Origin of the sequence: Streptomyces sp. UNOC14_S4, from assembly GCF_020740835.1 — a bacterium.
GTDB lineage: Bacteria > Actinomycetota > Actinomycetes > Streptomycetales > Streptomycetaceae > Streptomyces.
This window is the reverse complement of the sequence record NZ_JAINFC010000131.1, coordinates 1-16657: the sequence shown is the minus strand read 5'-3', so window position 1 is coordinate 16657 and position 16657 is coordinate 1. Positions and strand designations below refer to the sequence as shown.

Annotated in this window: 13 protein-coding genes and 2 pseudogenes; 9 read left to right on the top strand and 6 right to left on the bottom strand. The window is 71.4% G+C overall.

The window, feature by feature from the left end:
• Positions 1-454 (bottom strand): annotated as a pseudogene (locus K6I34_RS14530) (diacylglycerol kinase); the annotation flags it as partial.
• Positions 455-629: 175 nt separating this feature from the next.
• Here K6I34_RS14530 and K6I34_RS14525 point away from each other — a divergent pair.
• From K6I34_RS14525 to K6I34_RS14505, 5 genes are all read left to right on the top strand, one after another.
• A complete protein-coding gene (locus K6I34_RS14525) occupies positions 630-1916 on the top strand; it encodes an adenylosuccinate synthase (RefSeq protein ID WP_229326061.1) in 1287 nt (428 codons plus the stop codon).
• A gap of 139 nt (positions 1917-2055) precedes the next feature.
• Positions 2056-2916: a Scr1 family TA system antitoxin-like transcriptional regulator gene (locus K6I34_RS14520; RefSeq protein ID WP_308294007.1), complete on the top strand. Its 861-nt coding sequence runs from the start codon at positions 2056-2058 to the stop codon at positions 2914-2916.
• A 4-nt stretch (positions 2917-2920) separates the two neighbouring features.
• Complete coding sequence (locus tag K6I34_RS14515) at positions 2921-3157, top strand: DUF397 domain-containing protein (RefSeq protein WP_229326057.1); 237 nt, start codon at positions 2921-2923, stop codon at positions 3155-3157.
• A gap of 294 nt (positions 3158-3451) precedes the next feature.
• On the top strand, positions 3452-3715 hold the full coding sequence (locus K6I34_RS14510) for a hypothetical protein (RefSeq protein WP_229326055.1): 264 nt from the start codon (positions 3452-3454) through the stop codon (positions 3713-3715).
• Positions 3712-4296 carry a Uma2 family endonuclease gene (locus K6I34_RS14505; protein ID WP_229326053.1) on the top strand — a complete coding sequence of 195 codons (585 nt, stop codon included), beginning with the start codon at positions 3712-3714 and terminating at the stop codon, positions 4294-4296. The genes K6I34_RS14510 and K6I34_RS14505 overlap by 4 nt, the downstream gene beginning before the upstream one ends.
• 18 nt (positions 4297-4314) lie before the next feature.
• Here K6I34_RS14505 and K6I34_RS14500 read toward each other — a convergent pair whose 3' ends face one another.
• Positions 4315-5994: a serine/threonine-protein kinase gene (locus tag K6I34_RS14500; protein WP_229326051.1), complete on the bottom strand. Its 1680-nt coding sequence runs from the start codon at positions 5992-5994 to the stop codon at positions 4315-4317.
• A 180-nt stretch (positions 5995-6174) separates the two neighbouring features.
• On the bottom strand, positions 6175-6378 hold the full coding sequence (locus K6I34_RS14495; RefSeq protein ID WP_229326049.1) for a cold-shock protein: 204 nt from the start codon (positions 6376-6378) through the stop codon (positions 6175-6177).
• Positions 6379-6694: 316 nt separating this feature from the next.
• On the opposite strand from K6I34_RS14495, the gene K6I34_RS14490 reads away from it, so the two are divergent.
• The 4 genes from K6I34_RS14490 (at position 6695) to K6I34_RS14475 (ending at position 13673) form a co-directional block, all read left to right on the top strand.
• Positions 6695-8056, top strand: coding sequence for an aspartate aminotransferase family protein (locus K6I34_RS14490; protein WP_229326047.1), 1362 nt, complete (start codon positions 6695-6697; stop codon positions 8054-8056).
• Positions 8057-8263: 207 nt separating this feature from the next.
• The gene (locus tag K6I34_RS14485) at positions 8264-8935 is read left to right on the top strand and encodes a GntR family transcriptional regulator (RefSeq protein WP_229326045.1); all 672 of its coding nucleotides are present in this window, start codon (positions 8264-8266) and stop codon (positions 8933-8935) included.
• Between the two features lie 209 nt (positions 8936-9144).
• Entirely contained in the window at positions 9145-11565 is a 2421-nt protein-coding gene (locus K6I34_RS14480; protein ID WP_229326043.1) for a dolichyl-phosphate beta-glucosyltransferase, read from the top strand.
• Positions 11566-11993: 428 nt separating this feature from the next.
• Complete coding sequence (locus K6I34_RS14475; protein ID WP_229326041.1) at positions 11994-13673, top strand: FAD-dependent oxidoreductase; 1680 nt, start codon at positions 11994-11996, stop codon at positions 13671-13673.
• 39 nt (positions 13674-13712) lie between these two features.
• Here the strand turns inward: K6I34_RS14475 and K6I34_RS14470 are convergent, their stop codons facing one another.
• The 3 genes and pseudogenes from K6I34_RS14470 to K6I34_RS14460 all read right to left on the bottom strand — a co-directional run.
• Positions 13713-14612 (bottom strand): phosphoribosylaminoimidazolesuccinocarboxamide synthase, encoded by a 900-nt coding sequence (locus K6I34_RS14470; protein WP_229326039.1) that lies wholly within the window; start codon positions 14610-14612, stop codon positions 13713-13715.
• Positions 14613-14702: 90 nt separating this feature from the next.
• Complete coding sequence (locus tag K6I34_RS14465) at positions 14703-16184, bottom strand: N,N-dimethylformamidase beta subunit family domain-containing protein (RefSeq protein WP_229326037.1); 1482 nt, start codon at positions 16182-16184, stop codon at positions 14703-14705.
• Positions 16185-16192: 8 nt separating this feature from the next.
• Positions 16193-16657 (bottom strand): annotated as a pseudogene (locus tag K6I34_RS14460) (hypothetical protein); the annotation flags it as partial.

Genomic DNA, 16657 nt, shown 5'->3' with positions numbered 1-16657 from the left:
CCCCGGGGCCCGTGCCCGGGATCCACAGGCCGCCCAGCACCACGCCCCCGCTGTCGTCCACGAGCGCGTCCAGCTCCCGCTCGGCGCCGTCCAGCACCGCCCGCGCCGCCGCGACCGTGCCCAGCGGCACCCCCAGCGCGCGGGCCAGCGAGACCTGGGGCAGGGTGCCGACCGGGATCAGGGAGAGCGGCACGTGCGGCAGGTCACGCCACTGGTGGAGAAGACGGACGACCCTCAGCATGGCCCGGTCGTCACCGATGACGACGGGCCTTCTGCGGCCCCTGCGGGCCAGCGCGCGCTCGACGTCCTGCGGGGCTTCCGCGAGGCATATTTTGGCCATCGCGCCGCCGCAGAGGACGTCCCTGGCGATCCTCACGGACTCGCCGTCCACACGGCGGGCGGCCGGGTCGATGACCACGAGCAGTGGCTGCCCGGTGGAGTCTGGAGCCGACACCTCGGTCCTTCCTCAGGTAATCTCTCGGTGCAAGAGCCCCTGTCGTTGTTGCGCCAGGGGCTTCGTCTATCCGGGGCACCGGTTCGACGGCTCTCGCGGTGGTACAAGCCCTGAGCAAGCGGGGTGGGACCACCACGCACGTTGGACATGCCCCGCCCGGAAGGGGTGTACGCCTGTGCCCGCACTTGTGCTGCTCGGTGCTCAGTGGGGTGACGAGGGCAAGGGAAAGGCCACCGACCTCCTCGGTGGATCCGTTGACTATGTGGTGCGCTACCAAGGTGGCAACAACGCCGGCCACACGGTCGTCGTCGGCGACCAGAAATACGCGCTGCATCTCCTCCCCTCCGGCATCCTCTCCCCGGGGTGCACCCCGGTGATCGGTAACGGCGTGGTCGTCGACCCGGCGGTCCTGCTCTCCGAGCTGAGCGGGCTGAACGAGCGCGGCGTCGACACGTCCAAGCTGCTGGTCAGCGGTAACGCGCACCTGATCACGCCGTACCACACCACGGTCGACAAGGTGACGGAACGCTTCCTCGGCAAGCGGAAGATCGGCACCACCGGCCGCGGTATCGGCCCGACCTACGCGGACAAGATCAACCGCGTGGGCATCCGGGTCCAGGACCTCTACGACGAGTCGATCCTGGAGCAGAAGGTCGAGGCCGCTCTCGACTTCAAGAACCAGATCCTCGCCAAGCTCTACAACCGGCGCGCGATCGAGTCCGGCCGCATCGTCGAGGAGCTGCTGGGCTACGCGGAGCAGATCAAGCCGTTCGTGGCCGACACGACGCTGGTCCTCAACAACGCCATCGACGAGGGCAAGGTCGTCCTCTTCGAGGGCGGCCAGGGCACGCTGCTCGACGTCGACCACGGCACGTACCCCTTCGTCACCTCCTCGAACCCGACCGCGGGCGGCGCCTGCACGGGCGCGGGCGTGGGCCCGACGAAGATCAACCGCGTGATCGGCATCCTCAAGGCGTACACCACCCGCGTCGGCGCCGGCCCGTTCCCGACGGAGCTGTTCGACAAGGACGGCGAGGCGCTGCGCACCATCGGTGGCGAGCGCGGTGTGACCACCGGCCGCGACCGCCGCTGCGGCTGGTTCGACGCGGTCATCGCCCGCTACGCGACCCGCGTCAACGGCCTGACGGACTTCTTCCTCACCAAGCTCGACGTGCTCACCGGCTGGGAGCAGATCCCGGTCTGCGTCGCGTACGAGATCGACGGCAAGCGCGTCGAGGAGCTGCCCTACAGCCAGACCGACTTCCACCACGCGAAGCCGATCTACGAGATGCTGCCGGGCTGGACCGAGGACATCAGCAAGGCCAAGACCTTCGCCGAGCTGCCGAAGAACGCCCAGGCGTACGTGAAGGCGCTCGAGGAGATGTCGGGCGCCCCGATCTCCGCGATCGGCGTCGGCCCGGGCCGCGACGAGACGATCGAGATCAACTCGTTCCTGTCGTAAGCGGTACGCGCGCGCACGCGTGACGGCGCCCCGGTGGTCCTCGACCGCCGGGGCGCCGTCGTACGCTGTGCGCCGTACGGGAGGTATGGGCCGGGGTGGGGCGCGTTCGCATCCCGGGAGCGGGGAAAAGGGGCGTCCGGTGCCAACGAGGAAGCCTCCGACCGAGCGACAGCGGCGGTTGGGAACTGAGCTGAGCAAGATGCGCGAGCGCGCGGGGCTCTCCCTGACCGAGGCTGCTGGCGTGCACGGCACGGATCGGACCACCGTCAGCAACGTTGAGTCCGGCCGGTTCGGAGTGAGTGCGGACCGTGTGCGTGTCTGGGCTGCCAACTACTCCTGCCGGGACCGGAGGTACATCGACGCGCTCGCCGCGATGGCGAAGGAGCGGCGCTCCCCGGTCAGGAACTGGTGGGACGAGTACCGGGACATGCTGGGGGCGGCGCTTCTGGACCTCGCCGAGCTGGAGCATCACGCGGTCGCCCTTCGTGTCGCACAGATCACGCACATGCCGGGACTGCTTCAGCACGAGGATTACGCACGGGCGGTGTTCGAGGAAGCTGTTCCGCCTCTGGCTCCGGATGACTTCGAACGCAAGCTCGCCTTCCGGCTTGACCGTAGGCGTGTCCTCGACCGGCCGCGTGCACCGCGGTGCGCGTTCATCATCCACGAGGCGGCGTTGCGCATTCCGTTCGGCGGCAGTCGCGTGGCCAGGACTCAGCTGGAGTACCTGCTGGAGCAGGCTGAGCGCGAGAACGTGGTGGTTCGTGTGCTGTCGTTCGAGGCCGGCGGTTTTCCCGGGGCGGCGATTTCGACGTGCTACGTCTCCGGGCCGGTCCTGCAGCTCGACACGGTGCAGACGGACACCCCTGTCGGCTCGACCTTCCTGCATGCGGCAACGCATCTTGCGAACTACCGTGCGGTGCTGGACCGTATGGAACAACGCGCCCTGAGCCCGCACCGCTCACGGGACCTCATTCACGAGGTGGCGCAACGCGTATGAAAGCGTGAGGGAAGTGGGCATCCAGTGGTGCAAATCCTCGTTCTCGGACCAGCCGGACGGGGCTTGTGTCGAATTGGCCCTGCATCGGGACTGCATCCTGCTGCGCGAGAGCGATGACCCGGGCCCGGTGATACGGGTGGTGCCCAGCGGACTGCGTGCGCTCTTGAATGGAATCAAGGCTGATGCCGTCAAGGCTGCGACAGCACGCCTGGTTGACGGGGCTGCTTGTCTCCGCAGGTGAGCAGGCTGCTGTTGGCTGATCTCCGCTATGGCATATGCCCGTTCGAGGGTATCTCGGTACAACGCGTTGTAAGTCGACATCCGTTGTCGCTACCGTCGGTTCTCAACGCTGCTCAACCACACGCGAGTTGAGCAGAGAGTCAAGCTGCGCCCCGGCGGTGTTCGTGGCACCCCGGGGCCGGCCAACGCCACCTAGGAGCGTCAACATGGCCCAACTTATCGGGCTGGCCCTGCAACGAACACTCACCCGCCTCCTCGCCCTGCTGCTTCCGGCCACCGAGGCGGTGGCCGCCTGATGCCCGCAATGAACCCCGGCACCCTCCACTGGCTCCGTGTCAGCCGTATCCCCTGCATGCCTGTACGGCGTGAGACCGACGGCGGCGTCATCGTCCCCCTGTGGCTGGAACGCGACGGCAAGTTCGAGGCGGACCTTGCGCTCCGGCTCTCCCCCTCCGAAGCGGAACTGCTGCACGAGCAGCTCAGCTGGGTGCTCTACGGAGGGCCAGGGGCCACCGAAAGTCGGGAAGCTGGCCTTCGCCCGGAAAGGAGCGCAACATGACGGGTGCGGCCGAGCGCACGTCTCGCATGCTGGTGGAGGATTTCGAGCAGATCGCCTCCGCCGCGCCCGAGACCGTCATGCTGGAGTTCATCGACGGACGGATCAGGGAGAAGCCGGCGCCGGACGGGGATCACAGCGAGATCGTCGCGTGGCTGCTGAGGCGCTGCATGCAGGTACGCCCTGAGCTCGGCCTGTACACGACCCGAGGACTGAAGGTCGAGGCCTACCGCAGGGGCAGGGCTCGACCGGACGGGGCCCTCGTGCCTGTGGGCCACTTCGCCGGGCACGGCGAGTGGTCCGACCCCGACGGCGTGCTGATGACCGTCGAGGTCACCTCGTACGAGGATGGCACCGAGCGCCATGACCGGCAGGAGAAAACGGCTGTCTACGCAGCGGTGGGCATTCCCGTTCACCTGTTGATCGACCGCACAGCGGGCACCGTGATCGTGCACACCAATCCCGATCCGGAACGCGGCTACTACGCGGACACGCACCGAGCCGCAGTCGGCGAACAGGTCACCGTCCCCGACCCGGTGAACATCACCCTCGACACCGAGATCCTGAAGAACTACGTCCGCTGAAGCCCCACGCCCACGGGATCAGCCCGTCCTGGTGTAGATCAGCGACGCGTCCCGCGTGCCCGAGTCGGTGAAGTCGCGGCGCATGTGGCCGTCCGGGAGGAGGACCAGGTCGGAGGCGGAGCCGGGCTGGCAGGCCGTGGTGGGGGCGGCCTGGGTGACGGCGGAGGAGCCGAGGTGGAGCGTCGTCGCGCTGCCTCCGTCGTCCGTGCCGGTCGCCGTCCAGCGGCAGGTGTACGGCGTGCCGTCGTCGAGGACGCCGCTGCCCTCGATGACGACCTGCGCGGGGCGGCCCTTCCGGATGATGATGGTCCGGTCGCTGGAGCCCGCGTTGGTGGTGAAGCCGGAGTGCCAAGTGCCGGTGAAGCCTTGCGGCGTGGTGCCCGGGGCCTTGTCGTCGTCGGGTGTGGGGCCGCCGCCCGGTGCCGAAGGGGGCGTGGAGTCCGTTGAAGGGGGAGCGCTCGGTGACGAGGGCGACCCCACCGAGTCGCGGGCGCCGTCGCCCTTCGTGAGCACGTAGACCACCCCGCCACCCGCGAGCAGCGCGGCGGCCACCACCGCGGCCAGCAGGATCGGGGTCCTGGAACGGCGCGGGGGACGCTGCGGATAGCCGATCTGCGTGCCCGTCCCGAAGGGGCTGCTGCCGTACGCGCCCCCGTGCGGGTAGCCGTACGCGGGTGCGGGCGTCGGGCCCGCCGTCACCGTCGGCGGCTCGGTGGGGGGAGTCGGCGGCGCTGTCAGCGTCGGGTCCGGCACCGGCGTGCCGACCGCCGTCTCCGCCTCGCCGGACGGCCCCGGTTCCTCCACGTTCAGCAGCTGCACCGCGTGCCGTCCCAGCCGGGCCACCAGGCCGGTCGGCAGCCAGGAGTCCGCGGGCGGTTCGCCCGTACCCAGGCGCTCCAGTACCCGCGCGGGGGTGGGCCGGGCCGCCGGGGCCTTGGCGAGGCACTCCGCGATCAGCGGGCGCAGCCCGGCCGGTACCCCGTCGAGGTCCGGCTCCTCCTCGGCGATCCGGTACATCACCGCGTGCACGCCGCTGTCGTCCGTGCCGAACGGACCCCGGCCGGTCGTCGCGTAGGCCAGCACCGAGCCCAGGCAGAAGACGTCGCTCGCGGGCGTGACGCGGGCGCCGCGCACCTGCTCGGGCGACATGAAGCCCGGCGAACCGACGGTGGCGCCCGTGCGCGTGAGCCCCTCGGCGTCGGTCACGGTCTCCAGCGCGCGGGCGATGCCGAAGTCGATGACGCGCGGCCCGTCGAGGGTGATCAGGACATTCGACGGCTTGAGGTCGCGGTGCACGACGCCCGCCGCGTGGATGGCCTGGAGCGCGCGGGCGAGCCCCGCCCCCAGGACGCGCACCGACCGCTCGGGCAGCGGCCCGAAGTCCCGGTCGACGACCCGCCGCAGCGACGGCCCCGCGATATAGCCCGTGGCCACCCAGGGCACTTCCGCGTCGGTGTCCGCGTCGAGCACCGGCGCCGTCCACTCCCCGCCGACCTGCCGTGCCGCCCGCACCTCCGCCCGGAAACGCCGCCGGAACTCCTCCTGGCCCGCGAGTTCCCGGTGCACCAGCTTGACCGCCACCGTACGGCCCCGCTCCGAACGGGCCAGATAGACCCGCCCCATGCCCCCCGCGCCGAGCCGTCCGAGCAACCGGTACGACCCGAGCGTCCGCGGATCGTCCGGCCCCAGGCTTTCCATGTCCTGCTCCCCTCCCCGAAATCCCCCGTACGTTCTGCGCGGAGAATAGCCGGACGCCAAACGGCCGGGGCCCCGCACGAAGGAATCGTGCGGGGCCCCGGCCGTCGCGGCCGATGCGGGCCGGCCCCCGGCTCCGGCCGGGGGCCGGTGCGGGGCCTGGAGCCGGGCCGGGGGCCGGGGTCAGGACGGGAGGATGTTCTCCGCCTGCGGGCCCTTCTGGCTCTGCGTGATGTCGAAGGAGACCTTCTGGCCCTCGTGGAGTTCGCGGAAGCCCCGGAGCGCGATGTTCGAGTAATGAGCGAAGACGTCGGCGCCGCCGCCGTCCTGGGCGATGAATCCATAGCCCTTTTCGGAGTTGAACCACTTCACGATGCCGGTTGCCAAATCAGTTTCTCCTGTGCGGGGGTTCGGGAAATGCTTTTCCAAAACCGCAAACGGAATTCGACGGTAGCAGGCGAGTGCCTTGCGGCTTGGATTTTTTTCGGGGTGTCGCCTATTGGCTCGGGTGGCGATGTCCGTCCGGCGGGTGCGGGTCGTGTGTGGCTGGTCGCGCAGTTCCCCGCGCCCCTTCAGGGCGCCCCCACCCGGCACTGTGTCAGTGCGCGCGGCCAGGGGCCCTGCACTGTGACGGTGTCCGGGCCCGCCCGTCGCTCCCTACGCTGGCGGTTCCCGACCGTCACGCCGAGCCGAGGTAACGACCGTGAGCACGCAGCCCGATCCCGACCCCCGTACCGGTGCCGCCGTCAAGGCCGCCGACCGCGCGCACGTCTTCCACTCCTGGTCCGCGCAGGGCCTCATCGACCCGCTCGCCGTCGCCGGTGCCGAAGGCCCGTACTTCTGGGACTACGACGGCAACCGCTACCTCGACTTCTCCTCGCAGCTCGTCAACACCAACATCGGCCATCAGCACCCCAAGGTCGTCGCCGCGATCCAGGAGCAGGCGGCCCGGCTGTGCACCCTCGCGCCCGGGTTCGCCGTGGACGTCCGCTCCGAGGCGGCGCGGCTGGTCGCCGAGCGCACACCCGGCGACCTCGACAAGATCTTCTTCACCAACGGCGGTGCGGAGGCCGTCGAGAACGCCGTCCGCATGGCCCGGCTGCACACCGGCCGCCCCAAGGTGTTCAGCGCCTACCGCTCGTACCACGGCGCCACCGCCACGGCCATCAACCTGACCGGCGACCCGCGCCGCTGGCCCTCCGACACCGCGTCCGCGGGCGTCGTGCACTTCTGGGCGCCCTTCCTCTACCGCTCGCCCTTCCACGCGGAGAACGAGGAGCAGGAGTGCGAGCGCGCGCTGCGGCACCTGGAGGACACCATCGTCTTCGAGGGCCCGCAGACGGTCGCCGCGATCGTCCTGGAGACCGTGCCCGGCACCGCCGGGATCATGGTCCCCCCGCCCGGCTACCTCCCGGGCGTCCGCGAGATCTGCGACCGGTACGGCATCGTCCTCGTCCTCGACGAGGTCATGGCGGGCTTCGGGCGTACGGGCCACTGGTTCGCCGCCGACGCCTTCGGCGTCACGCCCGACCTGCTCACCTTCGCCAAGGGCGTCAACTCCGGCTATGTACCGCTCGGCGGCGTCGCCATCTCCGCCGAGATCGCCGCCACCTTCGAGACGCGGCCCTACCCCGGCGGACTCACCTACTCCGGGCACCCGCTGGCCTGCGCCGCCGCCGTGGCGACGATCAACACGATGGCCGAGGAGGGCATCGTGGAGAACGCCGCGCACATCGGCGAGACCGTCCTCGGGCCCGGCCTGCGCGAGCTCGCCGAGCGGCACCCGAGCGTCGGCGAGGTGCGCGGCCTCGGCGTCTTCTGGGCGGTCGAGCTCGTGAAGGACCGCGCCACGCGCGAGCCGCTCGTCCCGTACAACGCGGCGGGCGAGGCGAACGCGCCCATGGCCGCCTTTGCCGCCGCCTGCAAGAAGTCGGGCCTGTGGCCCTTCGTGAACATGAACCGGACGCATGTCGTGCCGCCGTGCACGATCACGGAGGAGGAGGCGAAGGAGGGGCTCGCGCTTCTGGACGAAGCGCTCGGGGTGACCGACGGGTACGTCGTCTGAGCGCCTATGGGGGTGCCTCTTGCGCTTTCGCGTGCGGCTGCGGGCCGGTGGGGGTTCCTCGCGCCCCCGCGGCGGAGCCGCATGATGTAGCACTGCCCCGCGCCCCTTAAGGGGCGCTCTGGTACGCGTCGCGGCGGCCCTCGCCTATCTTGGTCGGGGGCCGTTCGCATGCGGGCGCGCGGTCACCGGAAGGGGAGACGGACGAAGATGCCCGGCAGCGAGGCTGTCAGAAGGACGACGCTGCGCTCGCAGATCGCCGACGCCCTGCGCGAAGAGGTGGTGGCGGCGCGCCTCCCCGCAGGCCGCCAGTTCACCGTCAAGGAGATAGCCGAGCAGTACGGCGTCTCCGCCACACCCGTGCGTGAGGCGCTGCTCGACCTCTGTGCGCAGGGGCTGCTCGACGTGGAGCTGCACAAGGGCTACCGCGTGCGCGAATTCACCTACGCCGATTTCCGCGACATGGTCGAGGCCCGTGCGCTGATAGTGGAGGGCATCTTCCGGCGCTCCGTCGGCCGCAAGTTGTTCGAGGCGAGCCCGGCCGCTCTGGCGTCCGTGCGGCGGCGGGCCGAGGAGGCCGCGCGGGCGGCGCTCGCGGGGGACCTGGACATCCTCATCGGCTACGACCTGCGCTTCTGGCGCGAGCTCGCGGGCCTCGTCGGAAATCCGTACATATCCGACTTCCTGGACCGGGTGCGGGTGCAGAGCTGGGTCTTCACGGTGCCGCTGCTGCGCCGGGTGCCGTCGCTGCGCGGCCGTCTGTGGCACGGGCACCCCGATCTCGTGGAGGCCGTGGCGGCGGGCGACGCGGTGGCCGCCGAGGGCATCATCACCGACTACAACGACCATTCGCTGGCGCTGATCACCGAGCTGACCGCATAAGGTCGATGGCCGACACAGTCATCGGCCGAGGGATGGGATCAGGAATGACCGCGCAGCCGTCCGACGACGAAACCCCGGGCGCCCCGTCAGGGGCGCGGGGCGGTGTCGCATCGCGCGGCTCCGCCGCGGGGGCGCGCGCAGCCCAAGCGGACCCGCAGTCGCCCCGCGGCATCCCCGGGCAGACGCGAAGGCGCCCCGAAGAATCCGCCGTGGTCGACCTGACGGTGATCGTCCCCGCCTACGACGAAGAGGACCGCCTCGCCCCCACCCTCGAAGCGATCCGCACCCACCTCGGCAGCACGGAAGAAGCGGCCACCTGGGAACTGATCGTCGTCGACGACGGCTCCACCGACGCCACGGCACGGATCGCCGAGGCCGCCGCTGCCGACGAGCCGCGCGTGCGGCTCATCCGTACCCCCGACAACCGCGGCAAGGGCCACGCCGTCCGCACCGGCGTCCTCGCCTCGCGCGGCCGCCGCGTCCTGGTCACCGACGCCGACCTGGCCACCCCGATCGAGGAGCTCGCCCTCCTCGCGCGCCGCCTGGACGAGGGCGCGGCCGCCGCCGTCGGCTCCCGCGCGCTGCCCGGCTCGCGGATCGCCGTCCGCCAGCACGCCGTGCGCGAGTTCATGGGGCGCGCCGGCTCCCGGCTGATACGGGCCGCCGCCGTGCCCGGCATACGCGACACCCAGTGCGGCTTCAAGCTCTTCGACGGCGACAAGGTCCGCGCCGCGTGCGCCGAGTCCCGCCTCGACGGCTGGAGCTACGACGTCGAACTGCTGCACTTCTTCCGCCGCCGGGACTGGGCGGTCGCGGAGGTGCCCGTGCGCTGGGCCCACCAGCCCGGCTCCAAGATCCGGCCGTCCGCCTACCCCACCGTGCTCGCCGACCTCGTCCGGCTCCGCTGGCACCACGGCGACCGCGCGCGCCTGGCGATCCCCCTGCTCTACCTCCTCGCCGCCTTCGTCCTCTACGGCGGGCTGTGGGGCGGCCTCGGCCACACCTACCTGGCCGACTCGGGCTCCGACCAGACGCAGTGGGAGTGGTTCTTCGCCGTCACCGCCGACAACGTCGCGCACCTGCGGAACCCGCTCTTCACCCACCTGCAGAACGCCCCGCTCGGCGTGAACCTCATGGCCAACACGGTCATGCTCGGGCTCTCCGTGCCGCTCGCGCCCGTGACGCTCGCCTTCGGCGCGCACGTCACCTGGGCGATCGTGCTGACCGGCGGTCTGGCCGTGACGGCCTGCTCCTGGTACTGGCTGATCGCCAAGCGCTTCGTGCGCTCCCGCTGGGCCGCCGCGCTCGGCGGTGCCTTCTGCGCCTTCGCGCCGCCGATGATCTCGCACGGCAACGCGCACCCCAACTTCCTCGTCCTGTTCATGATCCCGCTGATCATCGACCGGGCGGTGCGGCTGTGCGAGGGCGAACGGCCGACACGGAACGCCGTCCTCCTCGGCCTCTTCCTCGCCTACCAGGTCTTCCTCGGCGAAGAGGCGCTGCTGCTGGCCGTGACCGGCCTCCTGCTCTTCGCCTTCGGCTACGCCGTCGCCGACCCGGACGCCGCGCGCGCCGTCTCCGGGCGGCTGCTGCGCGGCCTCGGCGTCGCCGCGCTCGTCGCCGCGCCCATCGTCGCCGTCCCCGTGGGCTGGCAGTTCCTCGGGCCGCAGAGCTACCACAGCGTGCTGCACGGCGAGGTCGGCAACAACCCGATGGCGCTGCTGGAGTACGCCACCCGGTCGCTGGCCGGTGACGACGCGAAGGCGGCCGCGCTGTCGGTCAACCGCACCGAGGAGAACGCCTTCTTCGGCTGGCCGCTGGTCGTCCTGTCCGTCATCGTCGTCGTCCGCATGTGGCGGCGGCCCCTGGTGCGCGCGCTCGGCTTCACCGCGCTCGCCGCGGCCGTCCTCTCGATGGGCCGCAACATCCCGCTGCTCGGTACGGACAGGACGCTCCCCGGCCCCTGGCGGATGATCGGCGACCTTCCGTTCTTCGAGTCGGTCATCGAGTCCCGCGTGGCCATGGTGTGCGTGCCCGCGCTCGGCATCCTCCTCGCCCTCGCCTGCGACCGGCTCGCCACGCGCCGCCTGCGCAGCGAACGCGAGCGCTCGCACCGGCTGCTCGGCTGGGCCGCGCTCGCCGTGGCCGTGCTGCCGCTCGTGCCCACGCCGTACCGCACCGTCGAGCGCGTCCCGGTGCCCGCTTTCATCACGGACGGCACCTGGCGTGAGCACGTACGCCCCGGCCGGACGCTCGTGCCGGTGCCCGTGCCGAGCCCGGCCGATGTGGAGGCGCTCCACTGGCAGGTGCGCGCGGATCTCGGTTTCGCCTTCCCGGGCGGCTATTTCAACGGCCCCTATGGCCCCGACCGCATCGGTATCTACGGACCCGAGCCGCGCCTCACGTCCGAGCTCCTGCGCAAGGTCCACGAGACCGGCAAGCTCCCGGAGATCGGGGAGCAGCAGCGCCGCGCGTTCCGTGCGGACCTCCGCTTCTGGAAGGCCGACGCGCTCGTCCTGGATCCGGACGTGAACGGGGCGCCGCTCCGCGAGGCGGTGACCGCCCTGTCGGGGCAGGAGCCGAAGAAGGAGGGCGGCGTCTGGGTGTGGGACGTGGCGCCCTCGCACTGATTCCGGTTTCCCGCCCTCCCATTCGACCTTTTTCCCCGGCGCGCCCCGGAGCCATGAATTCCGCGGCAAGCGCCAGCGGCATGTTTCCGTCAAGGACCGCTCCGCCCGCCGCACGGCAGGCGGGGCCGGTCGCTTTCCGGCCAACCGCCCTGGTGGGGACGGGTGACGGGACGTACAGGGGAGATGGTTCGATGCGGAATACGATCGGCCGTCCCGAACCACCGCACCGTAAAGGGAAGTCGGTGCCGGAGGGAGATCACAGTGATTGAACTCCCCACCTTATTCGTGTAGTTGCCGAACCCGATGCCGAGCCCATGGCGGCCGGTTCTCTCGCAGTGGCCGGAATTTCCGGCGTGTGGGCCCCCGCCACGACTCCTAAAGTCAGTCGGCGTTTCCGCCTCGCATCGACCCACTGGGGGAGAAAACGCATGAGCGAAAACACGGGCAGCATCGGCAACACCGGCAACGTCAGCAACATCGGCAACGAACCCGTCACCGCACCGGCCGACGCCGCCGCGAACGCGCTGTTCCAGGCGATGATCGGGGCCGCGGGCCCCGAGGCGACCGGCTGGACCGGGCCACCGGCACTGGGCCGGGGCGTCCCCGACGACACGGACGTGCTGATCCTCGGAGGAGGCATCGCGGGCCTGACCGCGGCCTACGAGCTGGGCAGGCGCGGGTACCACTGCACCGTTCTCGAAGCGCAGGAACGCCTCGGCGGCCGCAACCGCACCGCCCGTAACGGCGACGAGCTCTACGAGGTCGACGCCGCCGGCGACCCGCAGCACACCTACACCTGCACCTTCGACGACGGGCTGTACCTGAACCTCGGCCCCGGCCGCATCCCGTACCACCACCGTCGCGTCCTGCACTACTGCTCCACGTTCGGGGTGGCGCTGGAGCCGTACATCATGAACACGACGGCGAACCTCGCCACCACACGTCAGCCCGCGCACCGCTGGGCCTACGGCAGGCTCGACAACGACGTACGCGGCCGCGTCGCGGAGGCCCTGGCCGAGCTCACGGACGACGAGGAACTGACCGACCTGCTGCGGTTCTTCGGGAGCCTCGACGCGCAGGACGAGTACAGCGGCTCCACCAGGTCCGGCTACTCCAAGCCGCTCGACGTCCACGACTTCCCGAAGCCGGTCCCGCCCCTGTCGCTCAGGGAGATCCTGGATTCGGGCTTCTGGAAGAAGGAGCGGCCCTACCACTTCTACCAGCCGTCCGACTACCTCTGGCAGTCGGCGCTGTTCCAGCCGGTGGGCGGCATGGACCGCATCGTCGAGGGGTTCAAGCGGCACCTCCCCTGGAGCACGGTCACCGTGCTCGGCGCCGAGGTCAAGAAGATCACGCTCCTGGAAACGGGCCGCGTCCGGGTCGATTTCGACAGGGGAGGCACGACACAGCACGCGGAGGCGGCCTACTGCGTGAGCAACATCCCGCTGTCCGTGCTCAGGAACATCGAACTGCGCGGCGACTTCTCGGGGGGATTCCTCGACGCGGTCGTCAACGTGCCCTTCGAGAAGACCTGCAAGGTCGGCTGGCAGGCCGACAGGCGCTTCTGGGAGGACGACGGGAACCAGATCTACGGCGGGATCAGCTGGGTCGACGACCCCATCACCCAGATCTGGTACCCGTCCAACGACTACTTCTCGCCGACGGGCACCGGCACCCTGACCGGGGCCTACAACTTCGGCGCCGTGGCGGAGGCCTTCAGCGCCCACGACCCGCAGAAGCGCCTGGTCGAGGCCCGCGAGGGCGCGAAGAAGGTGCACCCGGAGTTCGGGGAGGAGGACGTCGTCCCCACCGGGCACGGGGTCTCCGTCGCCTGGCACAAGGTGCCCCACCAGCTGGGCGGCTGGGCCGCCTGGAAGCCGAAGGACACCGACCACCAGCGCTGGTACAAGCAGCTGTTGCAGGCCGAGGGCGGCGGCCGCTTCTTCGTCACGGGCGACCAGGCCTCCCCCCTGCCGGGCTGGCAGGAGGGGGCCATGATGTCGGCCCAGTACGTGGTCGGGCAGATGCAGGGCTCCCTGCCCCTCACGCTGGCCCCGGAGGTGCGGGTCGCCGTGCCCGACTCGGTCGCCCTCACCCAGGGCCGCTGATCCCGGTCCCCGTACGGGCGCGTACGAACGGCTCGGCGGCTACGACCAGTTCAGGCCCGTCAGCCGCTCGTACGCCTCGACGTACTTCGCCCGCGTCCGCTCCACGACCTCCCGCGGCAGCTCCGGCGGCGGCAGCTCGCCGTGCCGGTCCCAGCCGGAGGCCGGGGACGTGAGCCAGTCGCGGACGAACTGCTTGTCGAAGGAGGATTGCGCGCGGCCCGGCTGCCACTCGTCGGCGGGCCAGAAGCGCGAGGAGTCCGGGGTGAGGACCTCGTCGGCGAGGACGAGGTCCCCGTCCGCGAAGCCGAACTCGAACTTCGTGTCGGCGAGGATGATGCCCCGGTCGCGGGCGATGTCCCGGGCGCGGCCGTAGACGGCGAGGGTGGTCTGGCGGAGCTGGGCGGCGGTCTCCGCGCCCACCTGCCGGGCCACCTCCTCGTAGGAGACGTTCTCGTCGTGCTCGCCGACCGCCGCCTTGGTCGCGGGGGTGAAGATCGGCGACGGCAGCTCGGAGCCGTCGGTGAGCCCCTCGGGCAGGGCGAGCCCGCAGACGGTGCGGGTCTGCTCGTACTCGGTGAGGCCGGAGCCGGTCAGATAGCCGCGGGCCACGCACTCGACGGGCACCATCTCCAGCGGACGGCACACCAGGGTGCGGCCCTCCCAGTCGGCGGGGGCGCCCGCGGGCAGCTCGGTGGAGATCACATGGTTCGGCACCAGGTCCGTGAGGCGCTCGAACCACCACAGGGACAGCTGGGTGAGGACGCGGCCCTTGTCCGGGATCACGGTGGGCAGCACCCAGTCGTACGCCGACATGCGGTCGGAGGCGACCATCACCAGGCGGCCGTCCCCGTCCCGGTAGAGGTCGCGCACCTTGCCCGTGTGCAGGTGCTCAAGGCCGGGCACCTCGACAGGTTCGGGCTTCTCTACGAATCCGGACACGCGTCCTCCTGGTGGTTTGTCCAAGCACCACGATTCTGCCGTACACCCGCGCGAGCCGTGCGGGGAGGGCCTGGGAAGGCCCAGGAGGACTCAGCCGCGTTTGCAGATGCGGTCGAGGAGGTTGGCCGTGGCCTTCTGGACGCGGGTGTCCACATGGCCGGGCCGGTCCAGGGCGGGGGACCAGGCGAAGGTGCCCGAGGCGAAGACCAGGGCCCCGCTGGGCGCGCGGTAGAGCGACGTCTCCTGGTGCCGCTTGGCGCCCTTGGCGTCCGTGTACGGCGAGTGCGCGAGCAGGATGCGGCGGGTGTGCGCGGGCAGGGCCGTCCGGGGGAAATAGCGGTCCGCCTCGCCCGCCACCAGGCCCGGCAGTTCGTCGCCCTCGCCCGCGCCGGTGGCGTCCCACAGCCAGTGGTCGGCGTTGCGCACGACCATGGGGGCCGGTTCGGGCACCCGGCCCGCGTACTGGATGCCCAGCACCTGCTGCTCGGCGGGCTGGGCGTCGCGCCAGAGGGCGGAGCGGCCGGGGCCCCGGTGCTTGCGGCAGGTCAGCAGGTGGTCGGGGCCCGCCGGGGAGGGGGCGAGCTCGCAGCTCCAGTACATGCTGTTCGCCGAGAGGAACACCAGGGACGTGCCGCGGTCGCGCGCCAGCTCGGCGGCGCGGCGCATGGCGGGCGACCAGTACTCGTCGTGGCCGGGGAAGACCAGGCCGCGGTAGCGGGAGGCGTCCACACGGCCCGCGTGCAGGTCACGGGTGTCGGCATAGGCGAGGTCGTAGCCGTAGCGCTCGGCCCAGCGGATGAAGTCGTACGCGTGGCCCACGTGCAGCGGCAGGCCCGCGCCCGCGAACGGGCGGTCGAAGGAGACCGTGGTGGCCGCGTCCCGCTCGCCCAGCAGCCTGCCCTCCTCGTCCCACGCGTGGTAGAAACTCGCGCCCGTGCGGCCGTCCTCGGGGTAGAGGTTGTACGCCTGCCAGGTGATGTCCGGCAGGACGAGCAGCAGGTCGGCCGGGTGGGTGTCGCGGACGAGGAACGGGATGTGGCTGCGGTGGCCGTCGGCGGTGGTCAGCACGGCCACATAGGCGCCCGGGCTCCAGTAGCTGGGGATCTGCAGCCGCCAGGAGAGCCACCAGTGGTGGCAGGAGACCGTGCGGTCGACGGTGAGCGGCGCGGGCTGCACGATGCCGGACAGCCGCGGACTGGTGGTGATCTTCGCGGCGCCGTCGCCCGCGTAGTGCCCGATGCGGTAGACGTCCACGCTGAAGCGCTGCGGCGGGTTCACCGTGATGCGGAAGTCGACGGCCTCGCCGGGGGCGACGGCGCTGTTGGACGCGAAGCCCTTGATCTGGCGGCGCACGTCGTCGGCCGTACGGGGCACGGGGACGCCCGCCGCCGCCCGTCTGCGCTTCGGCACATGGCTCTCGGCGTACCAGGGGATGACGCGGCCGGTCTCGTCCACATACGCCTCGCTGTCGCGCAGCCAGGGCAGCGGGCCCTGCCCGAAGGGGTCGGTGACGGCGTGCGCGAGCGCCCCCGACGCCCAGCGGCGGATCCGGTCCGTGCCCTCCGTGACCATCGAGCTCCCTACACCAGGCGGACGGGTTTCTCGGGTCGGACGCCGACCTCGCCGAGCCAGGCCCGCAGCGGCCCGGCGTCGCCGTCCTCGATCAGGCTCAGGACCGTGCGCGCCAGGCCGGCCCGGCGGGCGCCGCCGACGAGCAGGGCGGGGCCGTCCAGCCAGTCGAGCCCGGGGGCGGCCCCGGCGGTGTCGACGGCGGCGCAGCACACCATGGCCGTCACATGGTCGGTGAGCAGCTCGCGGCCGCTGCGGGGCGGCTGGAGGGGGAAGAGCGGGCTGAGCCCGTCGACCCAGGGGTCGCGCGTGGAGCCGAACGAGCGGTTCGCGGCGAGCTCCTGCCGGGCCGCCTCCCTGGCCACCTCGGCGCTCAGCCGCAGCCCCAGCTCCTCCGCTACCCCGCTGCCCGCCGGACCCGTGAGCCGGTCGAGGATCCGGGCCACGGTGGGGGCGGCGGGCGAGACGGGCGGGGC

Bases quoted from the DNA above. Each gene is read 5' to 3' on its own strand.
- K6I34_RS14510 (WP_229326055.1), top strand. From the start codon at position 3,452: ATGCCCGCAATGAACCCCGGCACCCTCCACTGGCTCCGTGTCAGCCGT.
- K6I34_RS14505 (WP_229326053.1), top strand. From the start codon at position 3,712: ATGACGGGTGCGGCCGAGCGCACGTCTCGCATGCTGGTGGAGGATTTC.
- K6I34_RS14500 (WP_229326051.1), bottom strand. From the start codon at position 5,994: ATGGAAAGCCTGGGGCCGGACGATCCGCGGACGCTCGGGTCGTACCGG.
- K6I34_RS14485 (WP_229326045.1), top strand. From the start codon at position 8,264: ATGCCCGGCAGCGAGGCTGTCAGAAGGACGACGCTGCGCTCGCAGATC.
- K6I34_RS14475 (WP_229326041.1), top strand. From the start codon at position 11,994: ATGAGCGAAAACACGGGCAGCATCGGCAACACCGGCAACGTCAGCAAC.
- K6I34_RS14465 (WP_229326037.1), bottom strand. From the start codon at position 16,184: ATGGTCACGGAGGGCACGGACCGGATCCGCCGCTGGGCGTCGGGGGCG.